Source organism: Streptomyces sp. NPDC051738, from assembly GCF_044453205.1.
Classification (GTDB): domain Bacteria; phylum Actinomycetota; class Actinomycetes; order Streptomycetales; family Streptomycetaceae; genus Streptomyces.
Map to the genome: position 1 here is coordinate 323871 of NZ_JBITCM010000002.1, position 23557 is coordinate 347427.

The window sequence follows — 23557 nt, forward strand, 5'->3', positions numbered from 1 at the left end:
TGCCCGTCACGGCGGCACCACGAATGCATGAGCCGCTCACCTCAGTACTGCGCCGCTGGCCCGCATCGGATCGCAGGGCCCGGGCTGCGCACTCAAAGAAGATGATCAAATCAACCCGAGGTTCGGGTCGCAGCCGACACCTCTCACTCCAGTAGGCCCGATCGTGGGAGGTCTGTCCTGCTTGAGACACAACGGGTGGGGACACCCCCCCAACTGGCCCTACCCCTATGACCTGCGTCTTACCTGCAATTCACAGAGCACCAAGAACTGCTCACGACGCAAAAGTCCAGCCACCTGGCAGGCCCATCCCCCGCCGATCGGCGGGGGTGCGGTTTGTAGCCCTCGAGAGAGCCGCGAGACCCACGCGCCAGGTACTCGGCCAGGAGGAGCTCGGCGAGGAAGCCAAGCCGAGGCGGGACATCGGCTCACGTTCGAACAGCGCCCTCGTACGGATCTGACATCGCCATCTTCAAGATCGGCGACGAGCAGTGGCTCCCTGGTACGCGCACCCCAATGAGAAGGACTGCACGCGGACAAGGTGCACGTGGTGGACCGAGGTCTGGAACCTCGGTCATCTGCGGCTCCCGCTGAGGAAGGCGGCAAGGTGGAGTGCGGCCTGGTAGATGATGGCGGGCTTGTCGGTTCGCATGGCTAGGCCGCGCCACTGATCGAGCCGATCGGTGCAGCGTTCGACTACGTTGCTCGAAACCCGGTGGGAGTACGCGGACCCGCCGGACAGCCCCTAACGCACTCCACACCCGCCGGAACCGACACCATGCCACGGAGACAGTCACACTGCGGCATGATCACCCGTCATGGACCCCGCCATCACGGCCGCGCTCATCACCACGCCTACCGCCGTGCTCGCCGCAGCAACCGCCTACGCCGCCGGCCGCGCACAGGCCAACGCTGCACACCGTGGACCAGTGGACGCCGTCCGTCGGCAACATCAGCGCGACGCGTACGCTCACCTCCTCGCCACCGTCCACACATACAGCCGCATCGGAACCGGCATGTCGGTGTCACTCCGCATCACCCCTGGAGAGGCCCCGGGGGCAGAGGAGCCCATCAACCCGGACGCGGTCGTGAGCGCGGTGATGGCCGTACGTCTCGAAGGCCCGGAGCACCTGGCGGACTTGGCCGACGCGTTCATACCGCTTGCCTACGACATGCACGCCGTCCTTGGCGCCATGTCCATGTACCTGACAGAGCCCATATTCGACGGAGAGACCCCCGAGCAGACCTATCGGGCCCTCTCCGCAGAGTTCGACCAGACGGCAGAGGAGTTCGCCGACGCCGCAAGCGCGCACCTCAACACTGGCAAGCCGCCGCACTCGCGCCGTCTCCTCACTCTTCCGCGTCGTCAGTGAACGGTCAGATGATCGACTCTTGCCCCTAGATGATCTAGTCCAAGGGGTCAGTGATCGTAGGCGATCAGTGAGCGTAGGACGGTTTGTCCGGTGGCGTCGTTGTGCCAGATCGCGGCGGTCAGCGCGAGGATGCGTTGCATGACGCGGGCTATGGCACCGCCGGGTGTGCGCGCCCTCGGTGCCGTTCGAGGTCAAGCTGTCCCTTGAAGATCTCGTTGATCGATTCGATGACCTGTCGCAGCGGCTTGAAGCGCGGACGTCTGCGGACCATCAACGCAGGTGAAAGCTGCACCAGCCCCAGGCAGAGCCCTCACCCAGGTTGCTTCGGGACGAAGAGGTCGAGAACTCGACTCGCATCATCGATTGCAGCCTGGCTCGATGGGCCGCACGCCGGACCGTCACGCACCCAGTAGCAGTCAGGACCAGCGGGATCCTTCCCTGAAACGCCGGCAGATTCACTAACGGCCGGTCAGGGCATCACGTAAGAGCAGGTCAGAGGCACAGCAGACGTGCCCTCGCCAGGCGCTTCCAAGCGCTTGGCCGCAGGTTCGAGTCCTGCCGGGGGCGCAAGTCTCCGTCCTCCCATCGGGAGGGCGTTTTTGCTGTTCAGGACCAGACGGCGCCGCTTCCCGACATCCGGGCCCTCGCCGCCGTCACCATCACAGACACCGTCACAAATCAGTGCCGCCACTGACATCCAGGTACTGCCCCGTGATCCAGCGGGACTCGTCGGACGCCAGGAACGCCACCACGTCCGCCACATCCGAGGGCCGGCCGATCCGGTCGAAGACGGACCGTGCGGCCAAAGCAGCCCGTGCCTGCGGGGTCGTCCTGCGCCGGGCGTTCATCTCCGTCTCGATGAACCCCGGGCCGATCGTGTTGACGGTGATGCCGCGGCCGCCGAGTTCCTTCGCCAGGCACAGGGTCATGGTGTCCAGCGCGCCCTTGGACATGGCGTACGCGACGGACTCGGGAAAGGCGTGCCGTGAGGCGAACGAGGAGATGTTGATGACGCGCCCGCCGTCCCGCATCCGCGGCAGCGCATGCTGCACGAGGAAGTACGGCGCCTTGGCGTTGACGGCGATCATACGGTCGAAGACCTCGGGATCCGCCGCCCCGATCGGCCCCGAACCGCTGACCCCCGCGTTGTTCACCAGGATGTCGAGCCACCCCTCGGCCTCGACCGCCCCCTCCTGCAGCGCCCGTACCCCAACATCAACCGCCCGTTCCACCTGCCCCCGCACCCCCGCGTCGAAGGCCTCGAAAACGGCCTCGGCATCACCCGGCACCCCAAGCTCCGCCCCGACCGGAAAGGCCAGACCGCCGTCCTTCCGTATCCCCGCGACGACTTCCGACGCGGCGGCCTCACTGTGGCCGTAGTGGACGCCGACCAGCGCCCCGTCGCGGGCGAGCCGCTCGGCAATGCCTCTGCCGATGCCCCGGCCGGCCCCGGTGACCAGTGCGATCTTGCCTGTCAGTGCGCGTTCGGTATGCACGATGACCCCGTGTGATGAAGAAACGGAACGGAAGAGGAGTGCCCGTCAGCGCCCCACGAACCCCCGGTACCACGGCGCGTGTTCGGCCATACGCTGCCCGAACCCCGCCCCGGGATCGACGCCGACCCTGGCCCAGAAACCGCCGTCCGCGAACCAGTGGTCCACGGCGATCATGCCGAGGTGGTGCAGCGCGCGCGGCTGCCCGGCGAGCCGGGTCCTGGCCTCGTCGATGTGCAGGGGCGGGCCGGGCAGGCGCAGGCCGAGCCGGTCGGCCACGGTGTCCAGCAGGAGTGAAACGTCCACCGGTTCCGGGTGGTTGACGTGGTGCGCACCCGCCAGGTCCCGGTCCTCCGACAGCCCGGCGGCGACCACCGCGCGCCCCAACTCCCGTACGTCGACGACGGAATGGCGGGCAGCGCACCCCTTCAGGCCCGCCGACAGCAGCCCCAGCAGGGCGGCCAGCCCGGGCACCACCCATCGGTCACCGGACCCGAGCACGAGGTGCGGGCGCAGCACGACCCCGCCCGCGTCCAGCACATGCCGTTCGGCGGCGGCCCGGGTACGGCTTGTCGGCGAGGCCGGCGCGTACGGCAACTCGCCCACGGACGCGCTCGCGAAGGGGCCCCGGCCGTACACGGCGGCCGTACTCACGTAGACGACGCGGGCCACGCCGGCGCGGGCCGCCTCCTCGACGAGGGCGCGGGTGCCGTGGTCGTTGACGGTCTCGGCGCGCCGTTCGTCGTCGCCGATGTGGGACGCACAGTGCAGGACGACGTCGATGCCGTCGCAGACCCCGCGCAGGGACGACGGATCGGCGAGGTCCGCTCGTACGACGTCCGTCACGAGGGCACCGTCGACGGAGCCCGCGCCCGCGCCCGCCCCGGCCCCCGCCGGCAGACTCGCCCCTTCGCGCAGCAGGAGTCGGACCCGGGGCGGTGTGCCGCCGGTCCCCAACTCCCGTAGGGCCGCGACGACATGGCCCCCGATGAAGCCGCTGCCTCCGGTGACGAGGATGTGTGGTGACACGGTGGGTCCTCCCTCTCGGCCGGCGATCCGCGCGCCGCGGTCAACGGCCGGTGACGGACGCGCCGCCCGGGCCGTCGGGGGCGAGAGCGGGCACGGCGGGCTCCGGCGCGGCGACCGTCACCGTACAGCGGACGACCTCGCCGCTGCCCCGCAGGCCCCGCACCCGCACTCCCACCCGCACCCGCACCCCCACAGCGGTCGGGGAGACCGCACCCGGCCCCACGGCATCCTCCGAGCATTCGCCGAGCGGGACGGTCCCACCCGCCGGGTAAGGTACGTGCGATCCGGTTTTCTTTTCAATACGCTTCGTGATGTTTTGCGTACACATGGTGGGGGATTCCATGGCCCGGCAGGACCGCGCGATCAGAACCCGCCGGTCGATCCTGGAGGCGGCCGCCCGGGTGTTCGGCGAGCGTGGTTACGCCTCCGCCACCGTGGAGGAGATCCTCAACCGCGCGGGGGTGACACGGGGTGCTCTGTACTTCCACTTCTCCTCCAAGGAGGAGGTCGCACTCGGTGTGCTGGAAGCCCAGATGCCCATCGACCGGCTTCCGGAGCAGTCGAGCAAGCTGCAGAAGCTCGTCGACCACGGCATGGCCATGGCCCACCGGTTGCAGCATGATCCGCTGGTGCAGGCCGGCGTCTCTCTCGCCCTCGACCAGGGCGCACGCGAGCTGGACCGCGACGCCGCCTTCCGCGCCTGGAGCGACCATCTGGAGCAGATCCTGACCGAGGCGCGGGGCCAGGGCGAGCTCCTGCCGCACATCGAGGTGACCGACACCGCGGAGTTCCTCACCGGCGCCTTCGCCGGCGTCCAGGCGATGTCACACGTCCACTGCAACCGCGCCGATCTCGCGCACCGCGTCTCGGTCCTGTTCCGCCACGTCCTGCCGAGCATCTCCACGCCCGCGATGCTGGCCGCCCTCGACCTCTCCCCGGAACGGGGCGAGCGGGTCTTCCAGGAGTACCGGGAGAGCTCTCCCGAAGCCATGACACCCGACGACAAACATACCGGTCGGCCTGTTTAAACGGTCCTCCCGGCAGGCGATCCACCGCCCGCCCACCCCGTTTCCGTACAGTCGGTTCACCTGGCCATGGAAAGGAACCACCGTGCGGCTGCGCTGTGCTGTGCTCGACGACTTCCAGAACGCGGCGACCGAGGCCGCCGACTGGTCGCCGCTCGCGGACGACGTGGAGGTCGTCCCCTTCACCACCCACTTCCCCGACGAGGACACCCTCGCCGCGGCCCTCGCCGACTTCGACATCGTCGTCACCCTGCGGGAACGCGTCCCCTTCCCCGCCTCCCTGTTCGCCCGTCTCCCCCGGCTGAAGCTGCTGATCGCCTCCGGCATGCGCAACTCGGTCATCGACTACGCCGCCGCCGAGGCCCACGGCGTCACCGTCTGCGGTACGGCCAGCTCCTCGACCCCGCCCGTCGAGCTCACCTGGGCCCTGCTGCTCGGTCTCGCCCGCGGGATCGTCGAGGAGAGCAACGCCCTGCGCTCCGGCGGCCCTTGGCAGTCCACCGTCGGTGCCGACCTGCACGGCCGTCGCCTCGGGCTGCTCGGCCTGGGCAAGATCGGCAGCCGGGTGGCCCAGGTCGGCCTCGCCTTCGGCATGCACGTCAGCGCCTGGAGCCAGAACCTCACCAAGGAGTACGCCGACGAGGTGGGCGTCCACCTGGCCGCGTCCAAGGAGGAGTTGCTGGCCGAGAGCGACTTCGCCTCCGTCCACCTCGCCCTCAGCGACCGCACCCGGGGCCTGCTCGGCGCGCCCGAACTCGCCCTGCTCCAGCCGACCGCCTACCTGATCAACACCTCCCGCGCGGCGATCGTCGACCAGGACGCCCTGCTCACCGCCCTGCACGAGGGCCGTATCGCCGGCGCCGGCGTGGACGTCTTCGACATCGAGCCCCTCCCCGCCGACCACCCGATGCGCACGGCCCCCCGCCTGCTCGCCACACCCCACCTGGGCTATGTCTCGCGGGCCAACTACGCGACGTACTACGGCCAGGCTGTCGAGAACATCCAGGCGTACCTGGCGGGTTCACCGGTACGACGGCTGTCCTGACGGAACGGATCGACAGCGCCCTGACGGATACGACAGCTGCCCCGAGGGCAGCGCGGTCAGGCGCTGTCGGCGGCCTCGGTCCCGACGGCCGGCCGTCGGTAGACGCCCTCGCTCCGGCGCAGATGGTGCAGGTCCACCAGGTAGCGCCGGAGCGTCACATGGTCGATGTCGTCGCTGTCCTCGCACCAGGCGCGCAGCTTCTCGTTGACGATCCGCTCCGGGTACTCCACGCCCGGCTCGAAGCTCCGCTCGGCGATGTAGCCGAGCACCAGCTTCTTGCGGGTCCACTGGGCGGGCAGCCGGACCAGCCGCCGCCCGTCCCGGACGAAGTTCCGCAGGATCACGTCGGTGTGCTCGTCCCCGGAGTCAGGGCTCTGGGCGCCGTCGGACCGGCGCTCGCGCTGCGCGGCCTCCCGCGCGTACTCCTTGAACAGGCCGTATGCGACGCCCAGTTCGCCGTCGTCCCCGGCCGTCACCACGCCCTGCTCCCGCAGCCGCCGTAGCGCCACGGCCGTCTCCTTCGGGGACAGCCCCGCCGCCCGCGCGACCTCGTCGGCGCTCCCCGCGCCCAGCGCCACGGCGGCGAAGGCGCGCACCCGGCTCTCCTCGGCGAACAGTCGGACCAGTTGTTCCGTCGGATCGGTTGCCATGCCCGGAGGCTAGTCGAGGCCGGCCGCAGGGCTGAGCGATTTTCCGGGGAGGCCGGGTGCGCGGGACGGATCTCAGGCGTACCGGTAGATCTCGGACACGTCCTCCAGCTCGTCCGGGGTCATGTCCCACGGCGGCAGCCGCTCGTGCCGGGCGACGATCCGGCCGCCCCGCCCTCTGCCCCGGACGGGCGGCCGCTCCGGCAGGTAGCGGTGGACGCGGTGGCGCTGCTGCCAGCGCTGCCACTGCAGGTCGACGAAGGCGTGGACCAGCCAGAAGACTGGGTCGTTGACCGACCCGGCGCCGAGCATGGCGCCCCCGACCCAGCGGTGCACCCGGTTGTGGTTGAGCCAGGGGTTGCTGCTGGGGCCCCACCCCTCCATCTTGTTGCGGAAGCCCTTGGTGACCGTGGAGTCCCACGGGGAGACGTCGTAGACGGGGTCCTTCAGCGCCCGGTCCAGATCGGCCTTGGTGGGCAGGTTGATCGGATCGCGGGAGCGGCCCAGGTCCCGGGTGAGGAACCGGTCGTCCGTGACACCCGCCCGGATGGGCCACCAGCCCGTCCGGTAGGCGAACGGCCCCGTCATCACCTGCCGGTCCCCGCGCCGCCCGTTCCCGCCGAGCAGATCGGCGGTCCACGGCACCGAGGTGGCCGAACGGTTCTTGGTCCAGTCCCAGTACGGCACCGTCACCGAGTCGTCGACGCGGCGCAGGGCGTTCTCCATGTCCAGCACGAACATGCGGTGCCAGGGCAGGAAGGAGGGCGTCATATGGGCGGCGCGCAGGCCACGTTCGCCGTCGCCGCGGAAGTGCCTGATGTGCAGCCGTACGAACTCGTCGTACTCACCACTGCGTTTCACCTCGAGCAGCGCCTCGACGAACCGCCGCTTCTCGATGGCCGTCAGCCTGGTCACGTTCTTACGCACGTACACCATGCTCGGCCTCCCCGTGCAGGTGCCCGCCGCCGAACGGCCCGGGGGCCAGGTCGCGCAGCCGCCGGCGGGGACCGAGTTCGTCGACGGCCGCGCGGGTCGCCTCCAGCGGGGTCCGGTATCCGCTGTAGTGGTCGAGCATGCTCAGCCAGGTGCCGTCGGCCCGGCGCATCAGATGCAGCGGATTGCCGTCCACGGTGACGCGCCAGTCGGCGCCGAGGACGCTGAGGCCCTGCAGGGGAAGCGGCGTGCCCTGGATCCGGCGACCGCGGTAGGTCTCGTCGAAGGGGATGTCGGCGGGTCGCTGCCGGACGGCGGACTCCGAGGGCCGGGAGGAGGCGAGCACCGGGGTGAGTGCCACGGCTCCGGAGCCGAGCAGCAGCCGCGCCACCTCCCGCCGTGTCCGCCGCTTCGGCTCACTGCTCCCCCGGGTGCCCGCCCCCTGCACCGCACCCACCGACACTCCGTCTGCACTGACGGCCATCGCTCACTCCTCGTACGGTTCGGCTGTTCGTACGAGTAACCGTCCGGGGTGCCTCACGGTCACCACTGAAGCGGCCATACGGTGCATGCTCAGCCCGTCCAGAAGTCCCACCAACGGGTCAGGATCAGCATCCCGACGATCCCGATGTGCAGGACCGGCAGCACCCAGGTGAACTCCGCGAAGACGGTCCGCACCGGGCCCGGCGCGGGCAGGAGGCGGCCCCGCACGAGGAAGGACGTCAGGTACCAGAACAGCACGATCGTCGCGATCCAGGCCAGGCAGCACCACAGACACAGGGCGTTGATCCGGTACAGCGACTCGAACTGCAGCCAGGAGACGAACCCGATCCCGAAGAGGCAGCCGGCCTCGAAGGTCAGCCAGTACCAGCGCGGGAAGGCGGCCCCGGCGAGCAGGCTCACCCCGACGCCGATCACGACGGCGTAGGTCACCAGCCCCAGCATCGGGTTGGGGAACCCGAAGGCCTCCGCCTGGTCGCTCTCCATCACGCTGCCGCAGGACAGCACCGGATTCAGGCTGCACCCCGGAATGAAGTCCGGGTCCTCCAACAGCTTGAACTTGTCGAGGGTGATGACCCAGGAGGCCAGCAGCCCGGCCGCCCCGGTGAGCACCAGCAGCAGGGCGAACGCACGGCCGCCGCCCGTGGTCGGCGGTGCGTCGGGGGCCGGGGCAGGGGCGGGGGCCGGGGTCACCACCGGGCGGCCTCGCGGTAGACGCGGAGGTAGTCGACGGCGAAGGTGATCGGCGCCGTATCGCAGGGCGCCGGGTGCCACTGACCGGCGCTCAGCGACAGGTTCAGGATCGGATACGCCGACCAGTCGTCGCCCACGCCGGTGCCGTCGGAGAAGACGCGTACGCCGTTGACGTACCACTCGACGCAACGCGCGCCGTAGGTGGTGCCGACGGTCACCCACCGGTTCGGGGCGATCGCGTCGGCGTCGGAGTGGTACGTCGACGCGCAGGCGACGTTGTTGGACAGCTCCAGCAGGTTCGGGTTGTCCGGGTGGTACTCGAAGGAGTCGACCTCGTTCCCGCCGTCCCTCCAGGTCCACAGCGCGGGCCAAGCCCCGGTTCCCGAGGGCAGTTTGACGCGGGTCTCGACATGGTCCCCGGTCCGCACCCGGAAGCCCTCGGCGGAGTACTCGGTGGTGAGCAGCCCGGTGCGCCAGGCCTGCATGCCGTTCTCCAGGGTGCGGCCGTCCGGTGTGGCGGTGAAGGTGGCCACACCGCCGGAGACGGTCACACAGGCGGGGTCGAGCCAGTCGAGTTTGTTGTCGTCCGGGTTGTGATCGCAGTAGCGGTAGGCGCTGGTCCGATCGCCGACCCAGATGGCGCCCCACTCGATCGGTGCGTCGAATTCCTCCGACCAGATCGGCGTGAACGTGGCGGTGTCGATGGTCATGGCGGCGAGGGTAGGCCACGCGCCGCTTTTTCTGATTCAACTCGCGCAGGCGATCGAATTAGGCCGGACGCACCATATGATCAGCCGTTTCGCCGACCAGCCGTCAATCCCTCCGAATGCCTCTGTGCATTCCATTCTTCACTCCAGCGATTTTCATGCGTATGGAGCAACGCGTCGCTTTTGCGGGTGCCGTGTCCTGCTATGTTCTCCAACCGTCGGATCAGAGGTACTTTCAAGCGAGGTGAATGATGAAGAAGGCAGTTTTCACCACTGCGGCGTTGGCCATCGGTGCGGGTCTTGTAGGCGGTTCCGCCGTCACGGCGGCGGCCGCTACCGGAGCGTCCACGGGCGGATCGGGGGTCGCGGCCAGTCCGCTCGGTCTCGTGTCTCCGTCCAAGGTGAGCCCGGCGATCCTGCCGGCGACCGACACCGTGACGCGGCTGGCCCGCGACGGTTCGATCGCGAAGGGCAGCGCTTTCGACAAGAACAGCAAGAACGCGGGAGGACTGTCCGGCGTTTACCTGGACGGAATGGACCCGGACGCCGCCAAGCGGCCCACCATTCCGGTGAGGAACCCGGCCGGCAGTGGCGCCGTCCAGGTGCGCCCGTTGAAGGCGCCGACCGCCGCCGGTTTCGGTTCCTTCCTTCCCAAGTGACGACCCGGCAACCGTACGAGTCCCTGGCCCCGGAATTCTGAGACTCTGATCCGGTTCTCGGCAACCCGCGCACGACCACTCCGGCCCACCGGCCCGCACTCCGCCGGTGGGCCGGACGCATGTCGGCGCCGGTTCCGGCCAGCCTCGCACGACACCCGGAACCGAGCCATTTCTCCGACAACTTCGGTAACTCGGACTAAATCTGAGTGGGCGTCTGGCACGTCACGTTGCGCCATCCGAAGGAATCTGTCCACGTTTGATTGTTCCCACCGTGACTTATGCGTGCATATACGGGTTTCCTTTTCGTAAGCGTGCGCAACCGTGAATTCAGGAAGGAACCAAGTTGCCCAAGAAGTTCGCGGTCATCACGGCCCTCGCCCTCAGCACCGTCGTCGCCGGCGCCGGCATTGCCTCTGCCGGTGAGTACGACGGCAACGGCAAGACCACCACTGTCAAGGGCGGCAGCGGCTTCTCGTCGGCCCCGGTCGTCGTGAACGCCCCCCAGCAAGGCGTTCTCATCGTCAACGGCACCCTGGTCGACGGTCGCTGCCTCGCCCCGTGGTCGAACGGATCCGTCCTCGGTGGCGTCGTCGCGACGAACTCGCACTACGCCTCCTGCAACACGGGCACGGTTAACCAGCAGCAGACCGGCCACTACCAGGGCGGCCTCCTCTTCTGACCTCTGCTCCGAGCGATTCGCAGCAGGTGAACCCCCCAACGCAGCCCGGAAAGGGGCAATTCATGCGTAACAAGGTTACGGCCATTTCCGCTCTCGCCGCGGGTATCGTCCTGGCGACCGGCGGCACCGCCGCCGCCGACAGCGACGTCACCACCGTCCAGGGAGGCAGCGGCTTCTCAACGGCCCCGGTCGTCGTGAACGAGCCCCAGCAAGGCGTTCTCATCGTCAACGGCAGCGCCGTCGACCTCCGCTGCGCGGCCCCGTGGTCCAACGGAGCCGTCCTCGGCGGCGTCGTCGCGACGAACTCGCACTACGCCTCCTGCAACACCGGCACGGTCAACCAGCAGCAGACCGGCCACTACAAGGGCGGCCTCCTCTTCTGACTCCTGGTCCCAGCAAACCGGATCAGGTCAATCCCAAACGCAGCCCGGAAAGGCTCAGCTCATGCGTAACAAGGTTACGGCCATTTCCGCCATCGCCGCGGGCATCGTCCTGGCGGCCGGCGGCACCGCCTCCGCCGACAGCGATGTCACCACGGTCAAGGGTGGCAGCGGCTTCTCGTCGGCCCCGGTCGTCGTGAACGAACCGCAGCAGGGCATCGCCGTGGTCAACGGCACCCTGGTCGACGGTCGCTGCCTCGCCCCGTGGTCCAACGGTTCCGTCCTCGGCGGCGTCGTCGCGACGAACTCGCACTACGCCTCCTGCAACACCGGCACGGTCAACCAGCAGCAGCCCGGTTCGTACGTCGGTGGCCTTCTCTTCTGAGCAGTCCTTCGACCGATGGCGGTCCGCCGGAAACCCGGTGGGCCGCCATCGGCCTTTTTGTGCGGAGATCTCCGCACCCTGCGCCCGGAGATCTCCGCACGAAAAGGCGTGGGCCCTGTCCGCATGGGAGTGCGGACAGGGCCCACAGAGAGAGCGCCGACAAGGAGGAAGTAAGCGCCGATTCACTTGGACCAACGGCGCTGAAACCCGTATGGTCACCCCGCTTCATTCATTTGGCCCAACGATTCCCTGGCGAGGCCCCAACAGGGAAACACACAAAGGCAATTACGCTCCCTCCGCCCCCGAGAACGCCGAAGGGCCGACTCCGCGGAGTGCGGAGCCGACCCTGAACATCGAGCCGACGGGCGACGAAGTCGAGGAACGAGTCGCCTGCCTGATCGCCCAGCGGGGATCGCCTACCTGTTGATCGGGAGCCCGCCGAGCAGCTTGCCGTCGACGGGGTTCGGGATGGTGCCGCCGATGACGGGGGTCTTCACCACGCCCGTCTTGTTCACGCCCTGCTTGACGCCGTCCGCCGTGGTCCTGACGTTGTTGCCCACGTAGCCCGTCGGCACCTTGGCGGCCGAGGGGAGGCTGCGGGCGACCGACTTCCCGTTGTCGACGAGGCCCGTCGCGGGCATGTCCACCGCGGCGGCGGGCCCGGCGACACCGGCAACGGCGAGGGAGCCGGCGACAACCGCGGCAGCCTTCAGGTTCTTCATCATGTTCCTTTCCTGGGGACTCGACTTCCGTAACTCGCGTTCAGCGAAAGGGATTTCATTCCACAGACGCCGTGAGTGAGTCGGTCTCGGTTCTCTTGGGCTAACGACACCGGGACGGTCTGGAAACTCTGCCGCGGACAACTTCCAGGAACTCATACGAAAAGACCCGCTGTACCGACCGAACGGGTGACATCACTCGGGAATCAAGTCGGAACGCGCCGCCATTCCGGCACGGTCGACCCTACGACCGTTAAATATGGATAAGTGTCTGGTGCCGCTCATCCCCTGGATCCAGAAAGCCGGTTGACCCTCAGACCCTCTTGCAGGTTCGGACTCGTTTCTTCGGAAGGGCAGCCTCGGTCATGCGCATTTCCGCGCCGCACGTCCTGCATGTCGCCCAGCCCGTCGAGGGCGGTGTCGCCCGGGTCGTGACGGACCTGGTGGCGGCGCAGGTGGCCGCGGGGCTGCGGGTGACGGTGGCCTGTCCGCACGGGGGCACGCTGACGGACTCCCTGCGCGCGTCGGGATGCACCACGCTGCGCTGGGACGCGACCCGCTCGCCGGGGCCCCGACTCCCGGACGAGGTACGGAGGTTGGCGCGGCTGGTGCGCGACGTGCGGCCGGACCTGGTGCACGCGCACAGCGCGAAGGCGGGGCTCGCGGCCCGGCTCGCGGTGCACGGCCGGCTGCCCACCGTCTTCCAGCCGCACGCCTGGTCGTTCGAGGCCGCGGACGGTGTCGTCGCGCGGCTGGCGCTGGGCTGGGAGCGGTTCGGGGCGCGGTGGGCGACGCGCGTGGTGTGCGTGAGCGACGCCGAGCGGCGCACCGGGGAGCGATGCGGAATCGCCGCCTCCTGGCGGGTGGTCCCCAACGGTGTCGACACCGGACGGTTCCGTCCGGAGGGGGACAGCGCGCGGTCGGGGGCGGGGCCGCTCGTCGTGTGCGTGGGCCGGCTGTGCCGTCAGAAGGGGCAGGACGTGCTGCTGCGGGCCTGGCCCGAAGTGGTGCGGCGAGTGGCCGGTGCCCGGCTGGTGCTGGTCGGCGACGGGCCGGACGCGGAGCTGCTGCGCCGGGGTGCGCCCGCGTCGGTGGAGTTCGCCGGCGCCGCGTCCGACGTCGCCCCCTGGTACCGGGCCGCCGACGTCGTCGTCCTGCCGTCCCGCTGGGAGGGCATGGCGCTCGCCCCGCTGGAGGCCATGGCCTGCGACCGGCCGGTCCTCGTCACGGACGTGGACGGGGCGCGCGAGAGCCTGCCGCCCTCCCATCAGCCGTCCTGCCTGGTGCCGCCGGAGGATCCCGGCGCGCTGGCCCGGGCGCTCACGGCGCTGCTGCGGGACGAGCCGCTGCGCTCGGCGCTGGGCGCGCAGGGCCGGGCGCATGTGCTCGTCGCACACGATCTGCGGCGCGCCGCGGACGCGGTCATCGACCTGTATCGCGAGTTGCTCGGCGTCGTTGCCACGCCTGTCGTATCCCACTAGAGCAGGAAGTGCCTCACTACATGACCGCGGAAAGTACCGTCGCCTCGCCCGCGGGGCCGCAGCGGGTGCCGGAAGGCGCCTTCTCCGATTCCGCCCCGGGCGGCCGCGCCGCCGGACGCCGGACGCCGGCCGGGTGGGGGGCCCGTCCGCGGGCGGCATCACAGGCAGTCCTGTGGCTCGTCGACGGCGCCGCTGTCCTGCCGGCCGCCCTGGCCGTGCCCGCGGCGCACCGGTACCCGCTGGTCTTCGCCCTGCTGGCCCTCGGTGTGCTCGGCCTGAACCACCGGGCCTCGCTGTACGGCGCCTCCGTCGTCCCCGGCGTCCTCGACGAACTCCCGGCCCTCTGCGCCCGGATCGCCGTCGGCTGGGCGGCGGTCGTGGCGCTGTCCCCGCTGGGGTCGCTCCCGATGACCGTGCCGGCCGCCGCCTTCGCCGTGCACTGCCTGGCGGCCTGCGTGGCCCGCGCGGTGGTTCACGGGTACCGGTGCCGGGTGCTGCGGCGCCGGCCAAGTCCCGCCCTGGTGGTCGGTCCGCTCACGGCGGCCCGGGGCGTCGCGGCCGCGCTGCTGCGCCACCCGGAGTGCGGGGTCCGTCCGGTGGGTCTCGTCGCCGACGGCCCGGAGGTCCCCGGCGACACCGACGACGAGCCCGGACTGCCGGTGCTCGCCACGGCGCAGGACGCGCGCCGGGCGCTCATCCAGAACGGTGTGGAGGCGGTACTCGTCGTGGGGGCCGCCACCCGGGTGGAGCAGGCCGCCGTGCTGCGAGGGCTCGCCGGGTACGGCTGTGTGCTGTGGGAGCTGGCCGAGGACGCGGACACGCCGTCGTACGGCCTGCGCGGGCGCCATGAGCGGGCGGAGCTGCTGGCCGGTTTCTCGTGCAGGTCGCTGGAGCCGGGCAGGGGGCGGCGGGGCGGGAGGGTGGGCAAGCGGGTGCTGGACGTGGTGCTCTCGGGCACGTTGCTGGTGCTGGCCGCCCCGGTGCTGCTGGTGTGCGCGCTCGCGCTGCGGGTCATGGACGGGCCCGGCGTGGTGTTCCGGCAGGAGCGGATCGGCAAGGACGGGCGGCCGTTCACCATGCTGAAGTTCCGCACCCACCGGCCCGCCAGCGCGCACGAGGCGGCGACCCGCTGGAGCGTGGCGAACGACCAGGGCATGAGCCGGTTCTGCCACTTCCTGCGTCGCACCTCGCTGGACGAGCTGCTGCAGCTGTGGAACGTGTGCCGCGGTGACATGAGCCTGGTCGGACCGCGGCCCGAACGGCCCTATTTCGTCGCCAAGTTCAGCCAGGCCCATCCGGGCTATCCGGCGCGGCATCGGATGCGGTCCGGGATCACCGGGCTCGCCCAGATCCACGGGCTGCGCGGGGACACCTCGATCGAGGACCGGTGCCGTTACGACAACGCCTACATCGACAACTGGTCGCTGTGGCAGGACGTCTGCATCCTGCTGCGCACGGCGGCGCAGTTCGTGCGGCCGACGGGGAGCTGAGCGCCGGTGAGCACTCCCCCGGCGGTCGCCGCCCCGCTCGTACCGCCGCTGCCGACGCTGCGCCGGGCCTGCTCGGTCCGCTCGGTCCTGGCCGTGCTGCCGGTGGTGGCGGTCGTCGTCCTGCTGGGGCTGCCGGTCGCGCCGGACAGCGGCCTCACTGCCGCGGACGCCGTGTCGGGGCTGGTCGTCGTGTGGGCCGTCGTGCACACGGCACGGCGGGCGCGGCGGCCGCTGACGCGGACGGCGGCGGTCGTGCTCGGTCTGCCCGTGGTGGGTATCGCGGTGGCCGCGGCGGGGGCGGCGAGCACCGGCGACGCGATCACGGGTTTCGCCCGCTATCTGCAGGTGTTCGTGCTCGTCCCGGTCGCGGTGCTGCTGCTGGTGCGCGGCCGGCGGGACGCGCGGCTGGTGCTGTGGTCCCTGGTCGGCCTCGCGGTGTGGCAGGGGGCGATCGGGGTGCACCAGTACCTCACCGGGACCGGGGCGCTGTATCAGGGCGCCGACATCCGGGCGGTGGGTACGTTCGGGCCGTCCGACGTGATGGGGATGGCGAACGTCGTCTCGTGCGGGGTGGTGGCCGCGACCGGTCTCGCCCTCGGGACGCGGGCGCGGCGGCTGGGGGTACCCCCGCCCGAAGGGTGGGGGAGGGTTGTGGCGGCCGGATGTGCGCTGGCGCTGCTCGTGCCGCTCGCGCTGTCCTTCAGCCGGGGCGCCTGGATCGCCACGGCGGTGGTCTGCGGGGCGCAGCTGCTGCTGGCCGGGGTGCGGCGGGCGGCGAAGGTGTTCGCGGCGGCGGTCGCGGTGTCCGTCGTGCTGGTCGGTGGGCTCGGTGTGGGTGCGGCGGCGGTGCAGGAGCGGCTGACCAGCATCACGCAGGTCGCCGACGCGCCGGACCAGTCGGTCGTCGACCGGTACACGCTGTGGGCGGCGGCGGCCGGCATGTGGCGCGAGAACCCGGTGACGGGCGTGGGGCTGAAGGCGTTTCCGGCGCACCGGGACGGCCATGCCTCGCTCGCGCTGTCGTCGGGCAGCGACACGGAGGGGGCCGGCCAGGCCTTCCGACGTCAGCCCCTGCTCTCCCCGCACAACATGTACCTGCTGATCCTCAGCGAGCAGGGCCTGCTGGGGCTGCTCACGGTGGCGGGCGGCTGGCTGGCCCTGCTGGTGTGCGCGGCACGCCGACTGCGGCGGGGCGTGCAGGGCAGGCGGGCTGGACACGCCCGGGACTGCGCGCTCCCGGCGTGCGGGCTGCTGCTGTGGCAGCTCGTCAACTTCCTGTACGCCGACATCGGCGGCCCCTCCACCGTCCTGACGGCCATCTGCTTCGGCCTCGCCGCCTGGTGGGCACTTTCCGGCGACGAGACGCGGGCCCCGGCCGCGGAATCGGACCGACGATGAGCTCCCGGCCGACGGCGACCGGCGACGCCGCGGGGCACACGCCTGGGGTGGACGGCGGGCCCGCAGTCGAGGACCTGCGCGCCGAGCACCCGACCGACGTACACGCTGCGATCCTGGCCGGCGGCAGCCCCACCCCAGCACCCACCCCCCGCCCGAGCACCCCCTCGAACCGCTTCCTCGCCAGGGCAACCCTGCTCTCCGCCGCGTTGTCCATGGCCGGGGCGCTGCTCGGGCTCGGGCGGGATCAGGTGCTTGCGCATCTCTTCGGGGCCGGGGCCGATACCGATGCGTTTCTGGTGGCCTGGACGGTGCCCGAGATGGCGTCGACCTTGTTGATCGAGGACGGGATGGCGTTCGTGCTCGTGCCCGCGTTCAGTGTGGCGTTGGCGCGGCGGGCGCGCGGGATCGGGGGTCCGGACCCCGTGCACGCCCTGGTCGCCGCCACGCTGCCGCGGCTGTGTCTCGTCCTCGCCGGTACGGCCGCCGTGCTCGTGGCCGGGGCGCCGTTGCTGGTCTCCGTGCTGGCGCCCGGTCTGCCCGACCCGTCGTTGGCGGTGTCCTGTACCCGGCTGACCGCGACCTGCGTGCTGAGTTTCGGTCTTGCCGGGTACTGCGGTGCGGCGCTGCGGGCGCACGGCAGCTATGTCGCCCCGGGCGCCATCTACATCGCGTACAACGCCACGATCATCGCCACGATGCTCGTGCTGACCGGGCACTGGGGTGTGCGGTCCGCCGCTCTCGGTGTCGCTCTGGGCGGGTGCTTCATGGCCGCCTTGCAGGCACCTTTCCTGTGGCGGCGGATCGCCGGGCGGCCCGGCCGGTCCCGGGGACCGGAGGTGTACGGCGGGGCGGCGGCACCGGCTGATGTCCGCCTGCATGCGGACGCCGCCCGGCAGGCGCCGGTTCCGACGCAGACCCTGGCGCTCGGGCTCGTCTGTGCGGTCCTGCTCTTCGCGCTGTGCCGGCAGTCGCAGGTGCTCATCGAGCGGTACTTCGCGTCCGGGCTGCCCGCCGGTGCCATCTCGCATCTCAACTACGCCCAGAAGGTCGCCCAGTTGCCGATGTCGCTGGCGCTGATGGTGTGCGTCGTCACCTTCCCGGTGGTGGCGCGGGCCATCGCCGAGGGCGACACACGGCGGGCCGGGGACCGTGTGGAGCGGGATCTCGTGCTGACGGCCTGTCTGGTGCTGTTCGGCGCCGCCGTGGTCGTGGCCTGCGCGCCGCAGATCGTCCAACTCCTCTTCCAGCGCGGCGCGTTCACGGCGCAGGACACCGCCACGACCGCCGCCGTCATGCGGGTCTACGCGGCCGGACTGCTCGGGCACACGCTGGTGGGGGCGCTCGTCATGTCGTACTTCTCGGCCGGCCGGACCACCTGGTACCCGCTGGGCGCGATGGTCACGGGCGCGCTCGCCACCGTCGCCCTCAGTGCCTGGGCCGTCCAGCCCTGGGGCGCTCGCGGTATCGCCGGCGCCAACGCGGCCGGCATCACCGTCACGGCGCTGCTCCTGCTGCACGGCCTGGGTCCGCGCACCGTGCCCGTGCGCGTCCGCCGGGTCGTCGCCGCGCTGGCCCGACCGGTGTGCGCGACCGTGTGCGCCACCGGAGCCGGGCTGGCCGGTGCGGGGCTCTTCGCCTCGCCCGCGGTGTCCGTCGCCGCCGGCTGCGTCTGCGTGGCCGCCGTCTTCCTGCTGCTGGCCTGGATTTTCGACGCGGCGGGCGTCCGGTCCCTCCTGGCGCCCGTCACGCACTCCGTCCATCGCTCCGTCACACGAAAGCTGCGCCATGGTCGCTGACACATCCGCCGCGCCGAGCACGGCCGAACCCGTTCCCGCCCCCGTTCCCGACCCCGTTCCCGTTCCCGTTCCCGTTCCCGAACCGACCGTGGGTGGACGCCCCAAGCGGGGTTCCGCCGCCTGGGTGGCCATGTACCACTCCGTCTCGGACTGCCCGGACGACCCGTACAACGTCACCGTCACACCCGCCCGCCTCGAACGGCAGCTCGCCTGGATGGCCGCCCGCGGTCTGCGCGGGGTGAGCGTCCGGGAGCTCCTCGCGGCGCGCGCCCGGGGCACGGAGCGCGGCCTGGTGGGGCTCACCTTCGACGACGGGTACACCGACTTCGTCACCGCCGCCCTGCCCAGGCTGCGCCGCCGGGGCTTCACGGCGACCGTGTTCGTGCTGCCCGGGCTGCTCGGCGGCGAGAACACCTGGGAGCCGATCGGCCCGCGCAAGCCGCTGCTCGACGTGGCCGGCATCCGCTGTGCCGTAGCCGCGGGCATGGAGGTCGCCTCGCACGGGCTGACCCACGTCGATCTGACCAAGGCCACCGACGACGTGCTGCGCAGCGAGGTCGACGACAGCCGGCACCGGCTCGCCGCCGTCATCGGCGACGACGTCGAGGGCTTCTGCTATCCGTACGGCTACCTCGACGAGCGTGCCGCCGACGCGGTGCGCCGGGCCGGTTACCGCTACGCCTGCGCGATCTCCCCCGGCCCGTCCGGCTGCGGCGACTTCGCGCTGCCCCGCATCCACATCGGGAAGGCGGACACCGCCGTACGGCTGGAGCTGAAGCGCCGCCTGGCCCGCTTCTACGGTCGCGCACTGGAGGCGGCGTGAAAGCCCTGCATGTCATCACCGGCCTCGGCGCGGGCGGGGCGGAGCAGCAACTGCGCCTGCTGCTGCGGCATCTGAGCGCGGAGTGCGACGTGGTGGCGCTGACCAACCCCGGCCAGGTCGCCGCCGGCCTCACCGCCGACGGTGTCAACGTCACCCACCTCGGGATGCGCGGCAACCGCGACCTGCGCGCGGTCCCCCGCCTGGCCGAGCTGATCCGCACCGGCGGCTACGACCTCGTGCACACCCATCTGTACCGGGCCTGTCTGTACGGCCGTATCGCCGCACGGCTCGCGGGAGTCAAGGCCGTCGTGGCCACCGAGCACTCGATCGGCGACACCCGGCTGGAGGGCCGGCCGCTGAACGCGGGCGTGCGCGCGCTGTACCTGGCCGGCGAGCGGCTCGGCCGCGCCACGGTGGCCGTCTCCCCGACGGTGGCCGAACGGCTGCGGCACTGGGGCGTGCCCGGGCAGCGCATCCGGGTCATCCCGAACGGCATCGACGCGCCCCGGTTCCGGTACGACGAGGCGCGCCGCAAGGAGGCCCGGGCGTTCCACGGGCTGCCGGAGGACGCGTACGTCGTCGGCGGTGTGGGGCGCCTCACCCCGGGCAAGCGCTTCGACCTGCTCCTCCGGGCGCTGGCCCTGCTGCCCATCAACGTATGGCTGTTGCTGGTCGGCGGCGGCCCGGAGGAGGAGACGCTGCGGCGCACCGCACGGGCGCTCGGGGTCGCGGACCGGGTGGTGCTGACCGGCGAGCGGCCGTATCTGCCCGAACCCGGGGACAAATCGCCCGACCTGGTCGCCCTGCTGTCCGCGATGGACGTGCTCGCCTCACCGTCGCCGGAGGAGTCCTTCGGCCTCGCCGTCGTGGAGGCGCTGGCCGCGGGGCTGCCCGTGCTGTACACGAGCTGCCCCGCCGTCGAGGACCTGCCGCCGGACGCGGTGCCCGGTGCCCGGCGTGTCACGGGCGGCGCCGGGGCGTACGCGCGCGCACTGCTGCGGCTGCTGGCGGCTGGACCGGGCGAGCGGACCGTCCCGGACGTCGTCAACCGCTACGACATCGCGGGCACCGCCCGGCAGCTGATGGATGTGTACACGGCCGCTCTGTCCGGCCCGACCTCGGAAAAGAGTTCCTCATGACAGACAACCCCGCTCCGGGTACGGCGCTGTTCGACCGTGTGGGCTTGAGGGGGCGGCCCTTGTGGTGGTGGCTGCCGGCCGGCGTGCTGATCGGTGCTGTGGTCGGCGGCGCGTACGGCCAGTTGAGGCCGCCGCAGTACACGGCGACGAGTTCCGTCGTCGCCGTGCCCACCGGGAAGACCGACGCCGGCTACACCGACGCGCTCGGCTTCGCGCAGGCGTACGGCCGGGTGGCCGCGCAGCTCGCGGAGCTCGGGGACGCGCCGGTGTGGGCGGGCGTGCCGGTCGCGACGCTGCGCGAGAGCGTGCAGGTGGCGACCTCGCCGGACGCGCCGATGGTCGCGGTGTCGGCGACGTCGTCGCGCCCGGGCGAGGCCGTCGACATCGCCAACGCCGTTTCCCACGCGCTGGTCACCCAGGCGAACCACACCAAGGACGCGACCGGCATCCGGCTGGAGCGGCTGGCCCGTGCCCTGACGCCCGGCGAGCCGTCGTCCGCGTCACCGGCGCTGACCTCGCTCGTGGGCGCGAGCGCAGGAGGGCTGCTGGGCGGCCTCGTCCTGCTGGCCCGGCCGCGGCGGTCCGAGGACGACGACCAGACGCGGGCGTCGGTGCCCGGCCCGGCGGGCGCGGCCGAAGCCCACGGGACGCTGGGATGACCGCGACCGGCCGCGCGCTGTCCGTGGAGGTGTGCACCGATGAGCGCGCCTTCGCGGAGCTGGCCGGGGAGTGGGAACGCCTGTACCGGGCGTGCCCGTCGGCGACGCCGTTCCAGAGCCACGCCTGGCTGCACTCGTGGTGGCTGTCGTACGGCAGGCCGGACAGGCTGCGGCTGGTCCTGGTGCGCCGGGGCGGTGAACTGGTGGCGGCGGCACCGCTGATGCGCGAACACCGCCCGCTGCCGGCGCTGGTGCCGATCGGCGGTGCCATCACCGACTTCTGCGATGTCCTCGTCGACGGCGAAGTGGCCGCGCAGGGCGCCTGGGCACTGGCGGACGCCCTGGCCGAGCTGGCCCGCACCGCCCTCATCGACTTCCGTGAGGTGCGGCCGGGCGGCGCGATGGAGCGGGTCTACCTCTGCTGGCGCGGCCCGCGGCACCGGACGCGTGACTCCGTGTGCCTGGAGCTGCCCGCCGTGCCTGTGGACGAGTTGGTCGGGCGGCTGTCGTCGCGGCACGCCCAGCGGGTCCGCAACAAGGTGAAGCGGATCGTCCGGCTCGGCGTCGAGTGGCGTGTCGTGGGCCATGACGAGACCGAGGGCGCACTGCGCCGGCTCCTCGAACTGCACCGGCTCCAGTGGCAGGGCAGGAACATGTCGGCGGAGCACGAGCGGCCGCGGTTCCTGGAGCACCTGGTCCGGTCGGTGGTCCCGATGGCCCGGTCCGGCCAGGCGGCGGTGACGGAGTTCCTGCTCGACGGGGCGGTCGTGGCCGTAAATCTGAATCTGCTGTCAGGGGAGATGGCGGGCACGTATCTGTACGGCTTCCACCCGCGGTTGCGGGAGCAGAAGGTGGACGTGGCGGCGATGCTGCTGCACGCCTCCACCGAACACCTCGCGTCCGGGGCCGAGGGAGACTGGCGGCCGCACCGGGTCCTGAGCCTGCTGCGCGGCGACGAACCGTACAAGTACCGCTGGCACCCCGAGTCCGTCACCAACCAGCGCTTCCTGCTCGCCCGGCGCCGCACCCTCCCGCTGCTGGCCCTGGCGGCCGGCGAGGCCGCCGCGCGTCACCGGGCCAAGCAGGTCCTGCGCGGGAACCCCGGTGCCGCGGATCACCGTTAGGACCTGTCCTCGCGCTTCGCCCACTGGAGGCAGACGGTGAGCTTGCCGCCGATCCGGTGCTCCAGCCACTTCGCGAGGTCCAGCGGGGTGCACTGGGGCAGCTTGGAGGGCTGGGCCGTCGGCGTCGACGGTTTGTCCGACTCCGCTGTCGGCTTCGGCCTCGGTGTCGACGTGGGCTTCGGCTTGGCGGGATCCGTGGGCGCGGTCGGGGCGGGGGCCGACGGCCCCGGTTCCGGCCGCGGCAGATGAGGGCTGGACAGCAGGACGCGGTACAGGGCGGAGGCGCGGGGGTTGTCGGAGCACAGCCAGATGCCGTGCGGGCAGTAGTCCGTGATCGTGTTGTACAGCGGCTTGTGCTCGTCCATCCAGGCGAGCATGCGCAGCATGTACGTGATGTTGTCGCCGTTGCGGAACAGGCCCCATTCCGGATACGAGATCGGCTTGCGGTGCTTGCGCGCGAAGTCCACGTGGTGCTGGAGGCCGTAGGGCTCGGACACCTGCTCGTCGAAGTCGAGCCCGCTGGGCTGGTCGTAGGCGTCCATGCCGAGGATGTCGACGTACTCGTCGCCCGGATAGCACTCCGGCCAGGGAACCGCGTCCATGCCCCGGCTCGGGGCGAAGTCGAACCTGAACTTCTGTCCGGGGACCGAGCGCATGACGGTGACGATGCGTTGCCAGTACCGCTTCCAGGTGTCCGGGTCGGGGGCGCAGCGGTGGGTGTAGGTGACGCCGTTCATCTCCCAGCCGAGCACGATGACGGTGTCCGGCACACCCAGGTCGACCAGCCGCTCGGCCAGCACCTCGAAGTGGTCGTCGAAGGCGCCGGACGCGGCGCTCCGCAGCAGCTTTCTGACGGTCCAGTCGGGGACGTTCTCCTCGTTGCGTTCCATCATCGGCACGTTGAGCACGAGCAGCCGGTCGGCCTTTTCCTTGCGCCACTTGGCCCAGCTGTCGAGGAAGCCGTGGGCGCCCTCGATGTTGTTCCAGGCGTCCCCCGGCAGATAGGTGTGCCCCACGCGCAGTTCGTGCCCGCCGAGCCAGCGGCTGAGCTGCTTCATGCGCTGCAGGCCGACGGGCCCGTAGTGGAGGTACGCCCCGAACGCGGGGTCGCGCTTCGCCGCTGCCGGCGGGGCGTGGGTGGCGCGTGGGGGCGTGGGGGACGGGGCCGTCGCGATGGTGGGGCGGCTCGGCGGGTCGGGACGGGATGCGGCGTCGGCCGTGAAGGCCGGGCCCGGTGTCAGAGCCGCGGACGTGACGACTCCGGCCGTGATGAACGCCAGCCGCCTGAGGCACCTCAGGCGGGACCGGCGGTGTTCAGGGGCCATGCATCCTCCTTCTGGGCAGCTCCCTCCCGTCTAGTGACACATGGTCATATATACGCC

Annotated in this window: 25 protein-coding genes and 2 pseudogenes; 15 read left to right on the forward strand and 12 right to left on the reverse strand. The window is 71.2% G+C overall.

The genetic code is table 11. The features are described 5' to 3' along the window. Positions 1-571: 571 nt before the first annotated feature. Positions 572-724, reverse strand: a pseudogene (locus ACIA8X_RS06055) (IS5/IS1182 family transposase); the annotation flags it as partial. Between the two features lie 91 nt (positions 725-815). Here ACIA8X_RS06055 and ACIA8X_RS06060 point away from each other — a divergent pair. Continuing rightward, positions 816-1370, forward strand: a complete 555-nt coding sequence (locus tag ACIA8X_RS06060) for a hypothetical protein (RefSeq protein WP_399457847.1) — start codon at positions 816-818, stop codon at positions 1368-1370. A 47-nt stretch (positions 1371-1417) separates the two neighbouring features. Here the strand turns inward: ACIA8X_RS06060 and ACIA8X_RS06065 are convergent. The 4 genes and pseudogenes from ACIA8X_RS06065 to ACIA8X_RS06080 all read right to left on the reverse strand — a co-directional run. Further along, a pseudogene (locus tag ACIA8X_RS06065) lies at positions 1418-1620 on the reverse strand (IS982 family transposase); the annotation flags it as partial. Between the two features lie 421 nt (positions 1621-2041). Continuing rightward, complete coding sequence (locus tag ACIA8X_RS06070; RefSeq protein WP_393451729.1) at positions 2042-2866, reverse strand: SDR family oxidoreductase; 825 nt, start codon at positions 2864-2866, stop codon at positions 2042-2044. A gap of 45 nt (positions 2867-2911) precedes the next feature. After that, positions 2912-3892: an NAD-dependent epimerase/dehydratase family protein gene (locus ACIA8X_RS06075; RefSeq protein ID WP_399457848.1), complete on the reverse strand. Its 981-nt coding sequence runs from the start codon at positions 3890-3892 to the stop codon at positions 2912-2914. 40 nt (positions 3893-3932) lie between these two features. Continuing rightward, positions 3933-4115 (reverse strand): hypothetical protein, encoded by a 183-nt coding sequence (locus ACIA8X_RS06080; RefSeq protein ID WP_393451735.1) that lies wholly within the window; start codon positions 4113-4115, stop codon positions 3933-3935. Positions 4116-4233: 118 nt separating this feature from the next. Here ACIA8X_RS06080 and ACIA8X_RS06085 point away from each other — a divergent pair, with 118 nt between their 5' ends. Together ACIA8X_RS06085 and ACIA8X_RS06090 are read left to right on the forward strand one after the other, a co-directional pair. Then, positions 4234-4920, forward strand: coding sequence for a ScbR family autoregulator-binding transcription factor (locus ACIA8X_RS06085; RefSeq protein WP_393451738.1), 687 nt, complete (start codon positions 4234-4236; stop codon positions 4918-4920). Positions 4921-5002: 82 nt separating this feature from the next. Continuing rightward, complete coding sequence (locus ACIA8X_RS06090; RefSeq protein WP_393451741.1) at positions 5003-5962, forward strand: D-2-hydroxyacid dehydrogenase family protein; 960 nt, start codon at positions 5003-5005, stop codon at positions 5960-5962. 56 nt (positions 5963-6018) lie between these two features. On the opposite strand, the gene ACIA8X_RS06095 is transcribed toward ACIA8X_RS06090, so the two are convergent. From ACIA8X_RS06095 to ACIA8X_RS06115, 5 genes are all read right to left on the reverse strand, one after another. Next, entirely contained in the window at positions 6019-6612 is a 594-nt protein-coding gene (locus ACIA8X_RS06095) for a DUF2087 domain-containing protein (protein ID WP_393451743.1), read from the reverse strand. A gap of 72 nt (positions 6613-6684) precedes the next feature. Beyond that, complete coding sequence (locus tag ACIA8X_RS06100; RefSeq protein ID WP_393451746.1) at positions 6685-7545, reverse strand: tyrosinase family protein; 861 nt, start codon at positions 7543-7545, stop codon at positions 6685-6687. Beyond that, on the reverse strand, positions 7529-8026 hold the full coding sequence (locus ACIA8X_RS06105) for a tyrosinase cofactor (RefSeq protein WP_393451749.1): 498 nt from the start codon (positions 8024-8026) through the stop codon (positions 7529-7531). The genes ACIA8X_RS06100 and ACIA8X_RS06105 overlap by 17 nt, the downstream gene beginning before the upstream one ends. 89 nt (positions 8027-8115) lie before the next feature. Further along, positions 8116-8736, reverse strand: a complete 621-nt coding sequence (locus tag ACIA8X_RS06110) for a vitamin K epoxide reductase family protein (protein WP_393451752.1) — start codon at positions 8734-8736, stop codon at positions 8116-8118. After that, positions 8733-9446, reverse strand: coding sequence for a beta-glucanase (locus tag ACIA8X_RS06115; RefSeq protein WP_393451755.1), 714 nt, complete (start codon positions 9444-9446; stop codon positions 8733-8735). Before ACIA8X_RS06115 ends, ACIA8X_RS06110 begins: the two co-directional genes overlap by 4 nt. A gap of 383 nt (positions 9447-9829) precedes the next feature. On the opposite strand from ACIA8X_RS06115, the gene ACIA8X_RS06120 reads away from it, so the two are divergent. The 4 genes from ACIA8X_RS06120 (at position 9830) to ACIA8X_RS06135 (ending at position 11546) form a co-directional block, all read left to right on the forward strand. Continuing rightward, entirely contained in the window at positions 9830-10102 is a 273-nt protein-coding gene (locus tag ACIA8X_RS06120; RefSeq protein ID WP_399457849.1) for a hypothetical protein, read from the forward strand. A gap of 343 nt (positions 10103-10445) precedes the next feature. Next, entirely contained in the window at positions 10446-10781 is a 336-nt protein-coding gene (locus ACIA8X_RS06125) for a hypothetical protein (RefSeq protein WP_393451760.1), read from the forward strand. Between the two features lie 62 nt (positions 10782-10843). Beyond that, positions 10844-11164 (forward strand): hypothetical protein, encoded by a 321-nt coding sequence (locus ACIA8X_RS06130; RefSeq protein ID WP_393451763.1) that lies wholly within the window; start codon positions 10844-10846, stop codon positions 11162-11164. 61 nt (positions 11165-11225) lie between these two features. Further along, positions 11226-11546 (forward strand): hypothetical protein, encoded by a 321-nt coding sequence (locus ACIA8X_RS06135; RefSeq protein WP_393451766.1) that lies wholly within the window; start codon positions 11226-11228, stop codon positions 11544-11546. A 416-nt stretch (positions 11547-11962) separates the two neighbouring features. Here the strand turns inward: ACIA8X_RS06135 and ACIA8X_RS06140 are convergent, their stop codons facing one another. Then, complete coding sequence (locus ACIA8X_RS06140) at positions 11963-12268, reverse strand: hypothetical protein (protein WP_393452092.1); 306 nt, start codon at positions 12266-12268, stop codon at positions 11963-11965. 362 nt (positions 12269-12630) lie between these two features. Between ACIA8X_RS06140 and ACIA8X_RS06145 the strand changes: the two genes are divergently transcribed. The 8 genes from ACIA8X_RS06145 to ACIA8X_RS06180 are packed head-to-tail and all read left to right on the forward strand — an operon-like array spanning position 12631 to position 22175. Next, a complete protein-coding gene (locus tag ACIA8X_RS06145) occupies positions 12631-13746 on the forward strand; it encodes a glycosyltransferase (RefSeq protein ID WP_399457850.1) in 1116 nt (371 codons plus the stop codon). Between the two features lie 20 nt (positions 13747-13766). After that, positions 13767-15236: an exopolysaccharide biosynthesis polyprenyl glycosylphosphotransferase gene (locus ACIA8X_RS06150; protein WP_399457851.1), complete on the forward strand. Its 1470-nt coding sequence runs from the start codon at positions 13767-13769 to the stop codon at positions 15234-15236. A 6-nt stretch (positions 15237-15242) separates the two neighbouring features. Next, on the forward strand, positions 15243-16634 hold the full coding sequence (locus ACIA8X_RS06155) for an O-antigen ligase family protein (RefSeq protein WP_399457852.1): 1392 nt from the start codon (positions 15243-15245) through the stop codon (positions 16632-16634). Beyond that, positions 16631-18430 carry a murein biosynthesis integral membrane protein MurJ gene (gene murJ, locus ACIA8X_RS06160; protein WP_399457853.1) on the forward strand — a complete coding sequence of 600 codons (1800 nt, stop codon included), beginning with the start codon at positions 16631-16633 and terminating at the stop codon, positions 18428-18430. Before ACIA8X_RS06155 ends, murJ begins: the two co-directional genes overlap by 4 nt. After that, the gene (locus ACIA8X_RS06165) at positions 18420-19253 is read left to right on the forward strand and encodes a polysaccharide deacetylase family protein (protein ID WP_399457854.1); all 834 of its coding nucleotides are present in this window, start codon (positions 18420-18422) and stop codon (positions 19251-19253) included. Before murJ ends, ACIA8X_RS06165 begins: the two co-directional genes overlap by 11 nt. Beyond that, on the forward strand, positions 19250-20392 hold the full coding sequence (locus ACIA8X_RS06170; protein WP_393451784.1) for a glycosyltransferase: 1143 nt from the start codon (positions 19250-19252) through the stop codon (positions 20390-20392). Before ACIA8X_RS06165 ends, ACIA8X_RS06170 begins: the two co-directional genes overlap by 4 nt. Next, entirely contained in the window at positions 20389-21051 is a 663-nt protein-coding gene (locus ACIA8X_RS06175; RefSeq protein ID WP_393451787.1) for a lipopolysaccharide biosynthesis protein, read from the forward strand. The genes ACIA8X_RS06170 and ACIA8X_RS06175 overlap by 4 nt, the downstream gene beginning before the upstream one ends. Then, positions 21048-22175, forward strand: coding sequence for a GNAT family N-acetyltransferase (locus ACIA8X_RS06180; RefSeq protein ID WP_393451789.1), 1128 nt, complete (start codon positions 21048-21050; stop codon positions 22173-22175). The genes ACIA8X_RS06175 and ACIA8X_RS06180 overlap by 4 nt, the downstream gene beginning before the upstream one ends. On the opposite strand, the gene ACIA8X_RS06185 is transcribed toward ACIA8X_RS06180, so the two are convergent. Beyond that, positions 22172-23500, reverse strand: a complete 1329-nt coding sequence (locus ACIA8X_RS06185; RefSeq protein ID WP_393451792.1) for a glycosyl hydrolase — start codon at positions 23498-23500, stop codon at positions 22172-22174. The two genes, ACIA8X_RS06180 and ACIA8X_RS06185, sit on opposite strands and share 4 nt — an antisense overlap. Positions 23501-23557 lie beyond the last annotated feature (57 nt).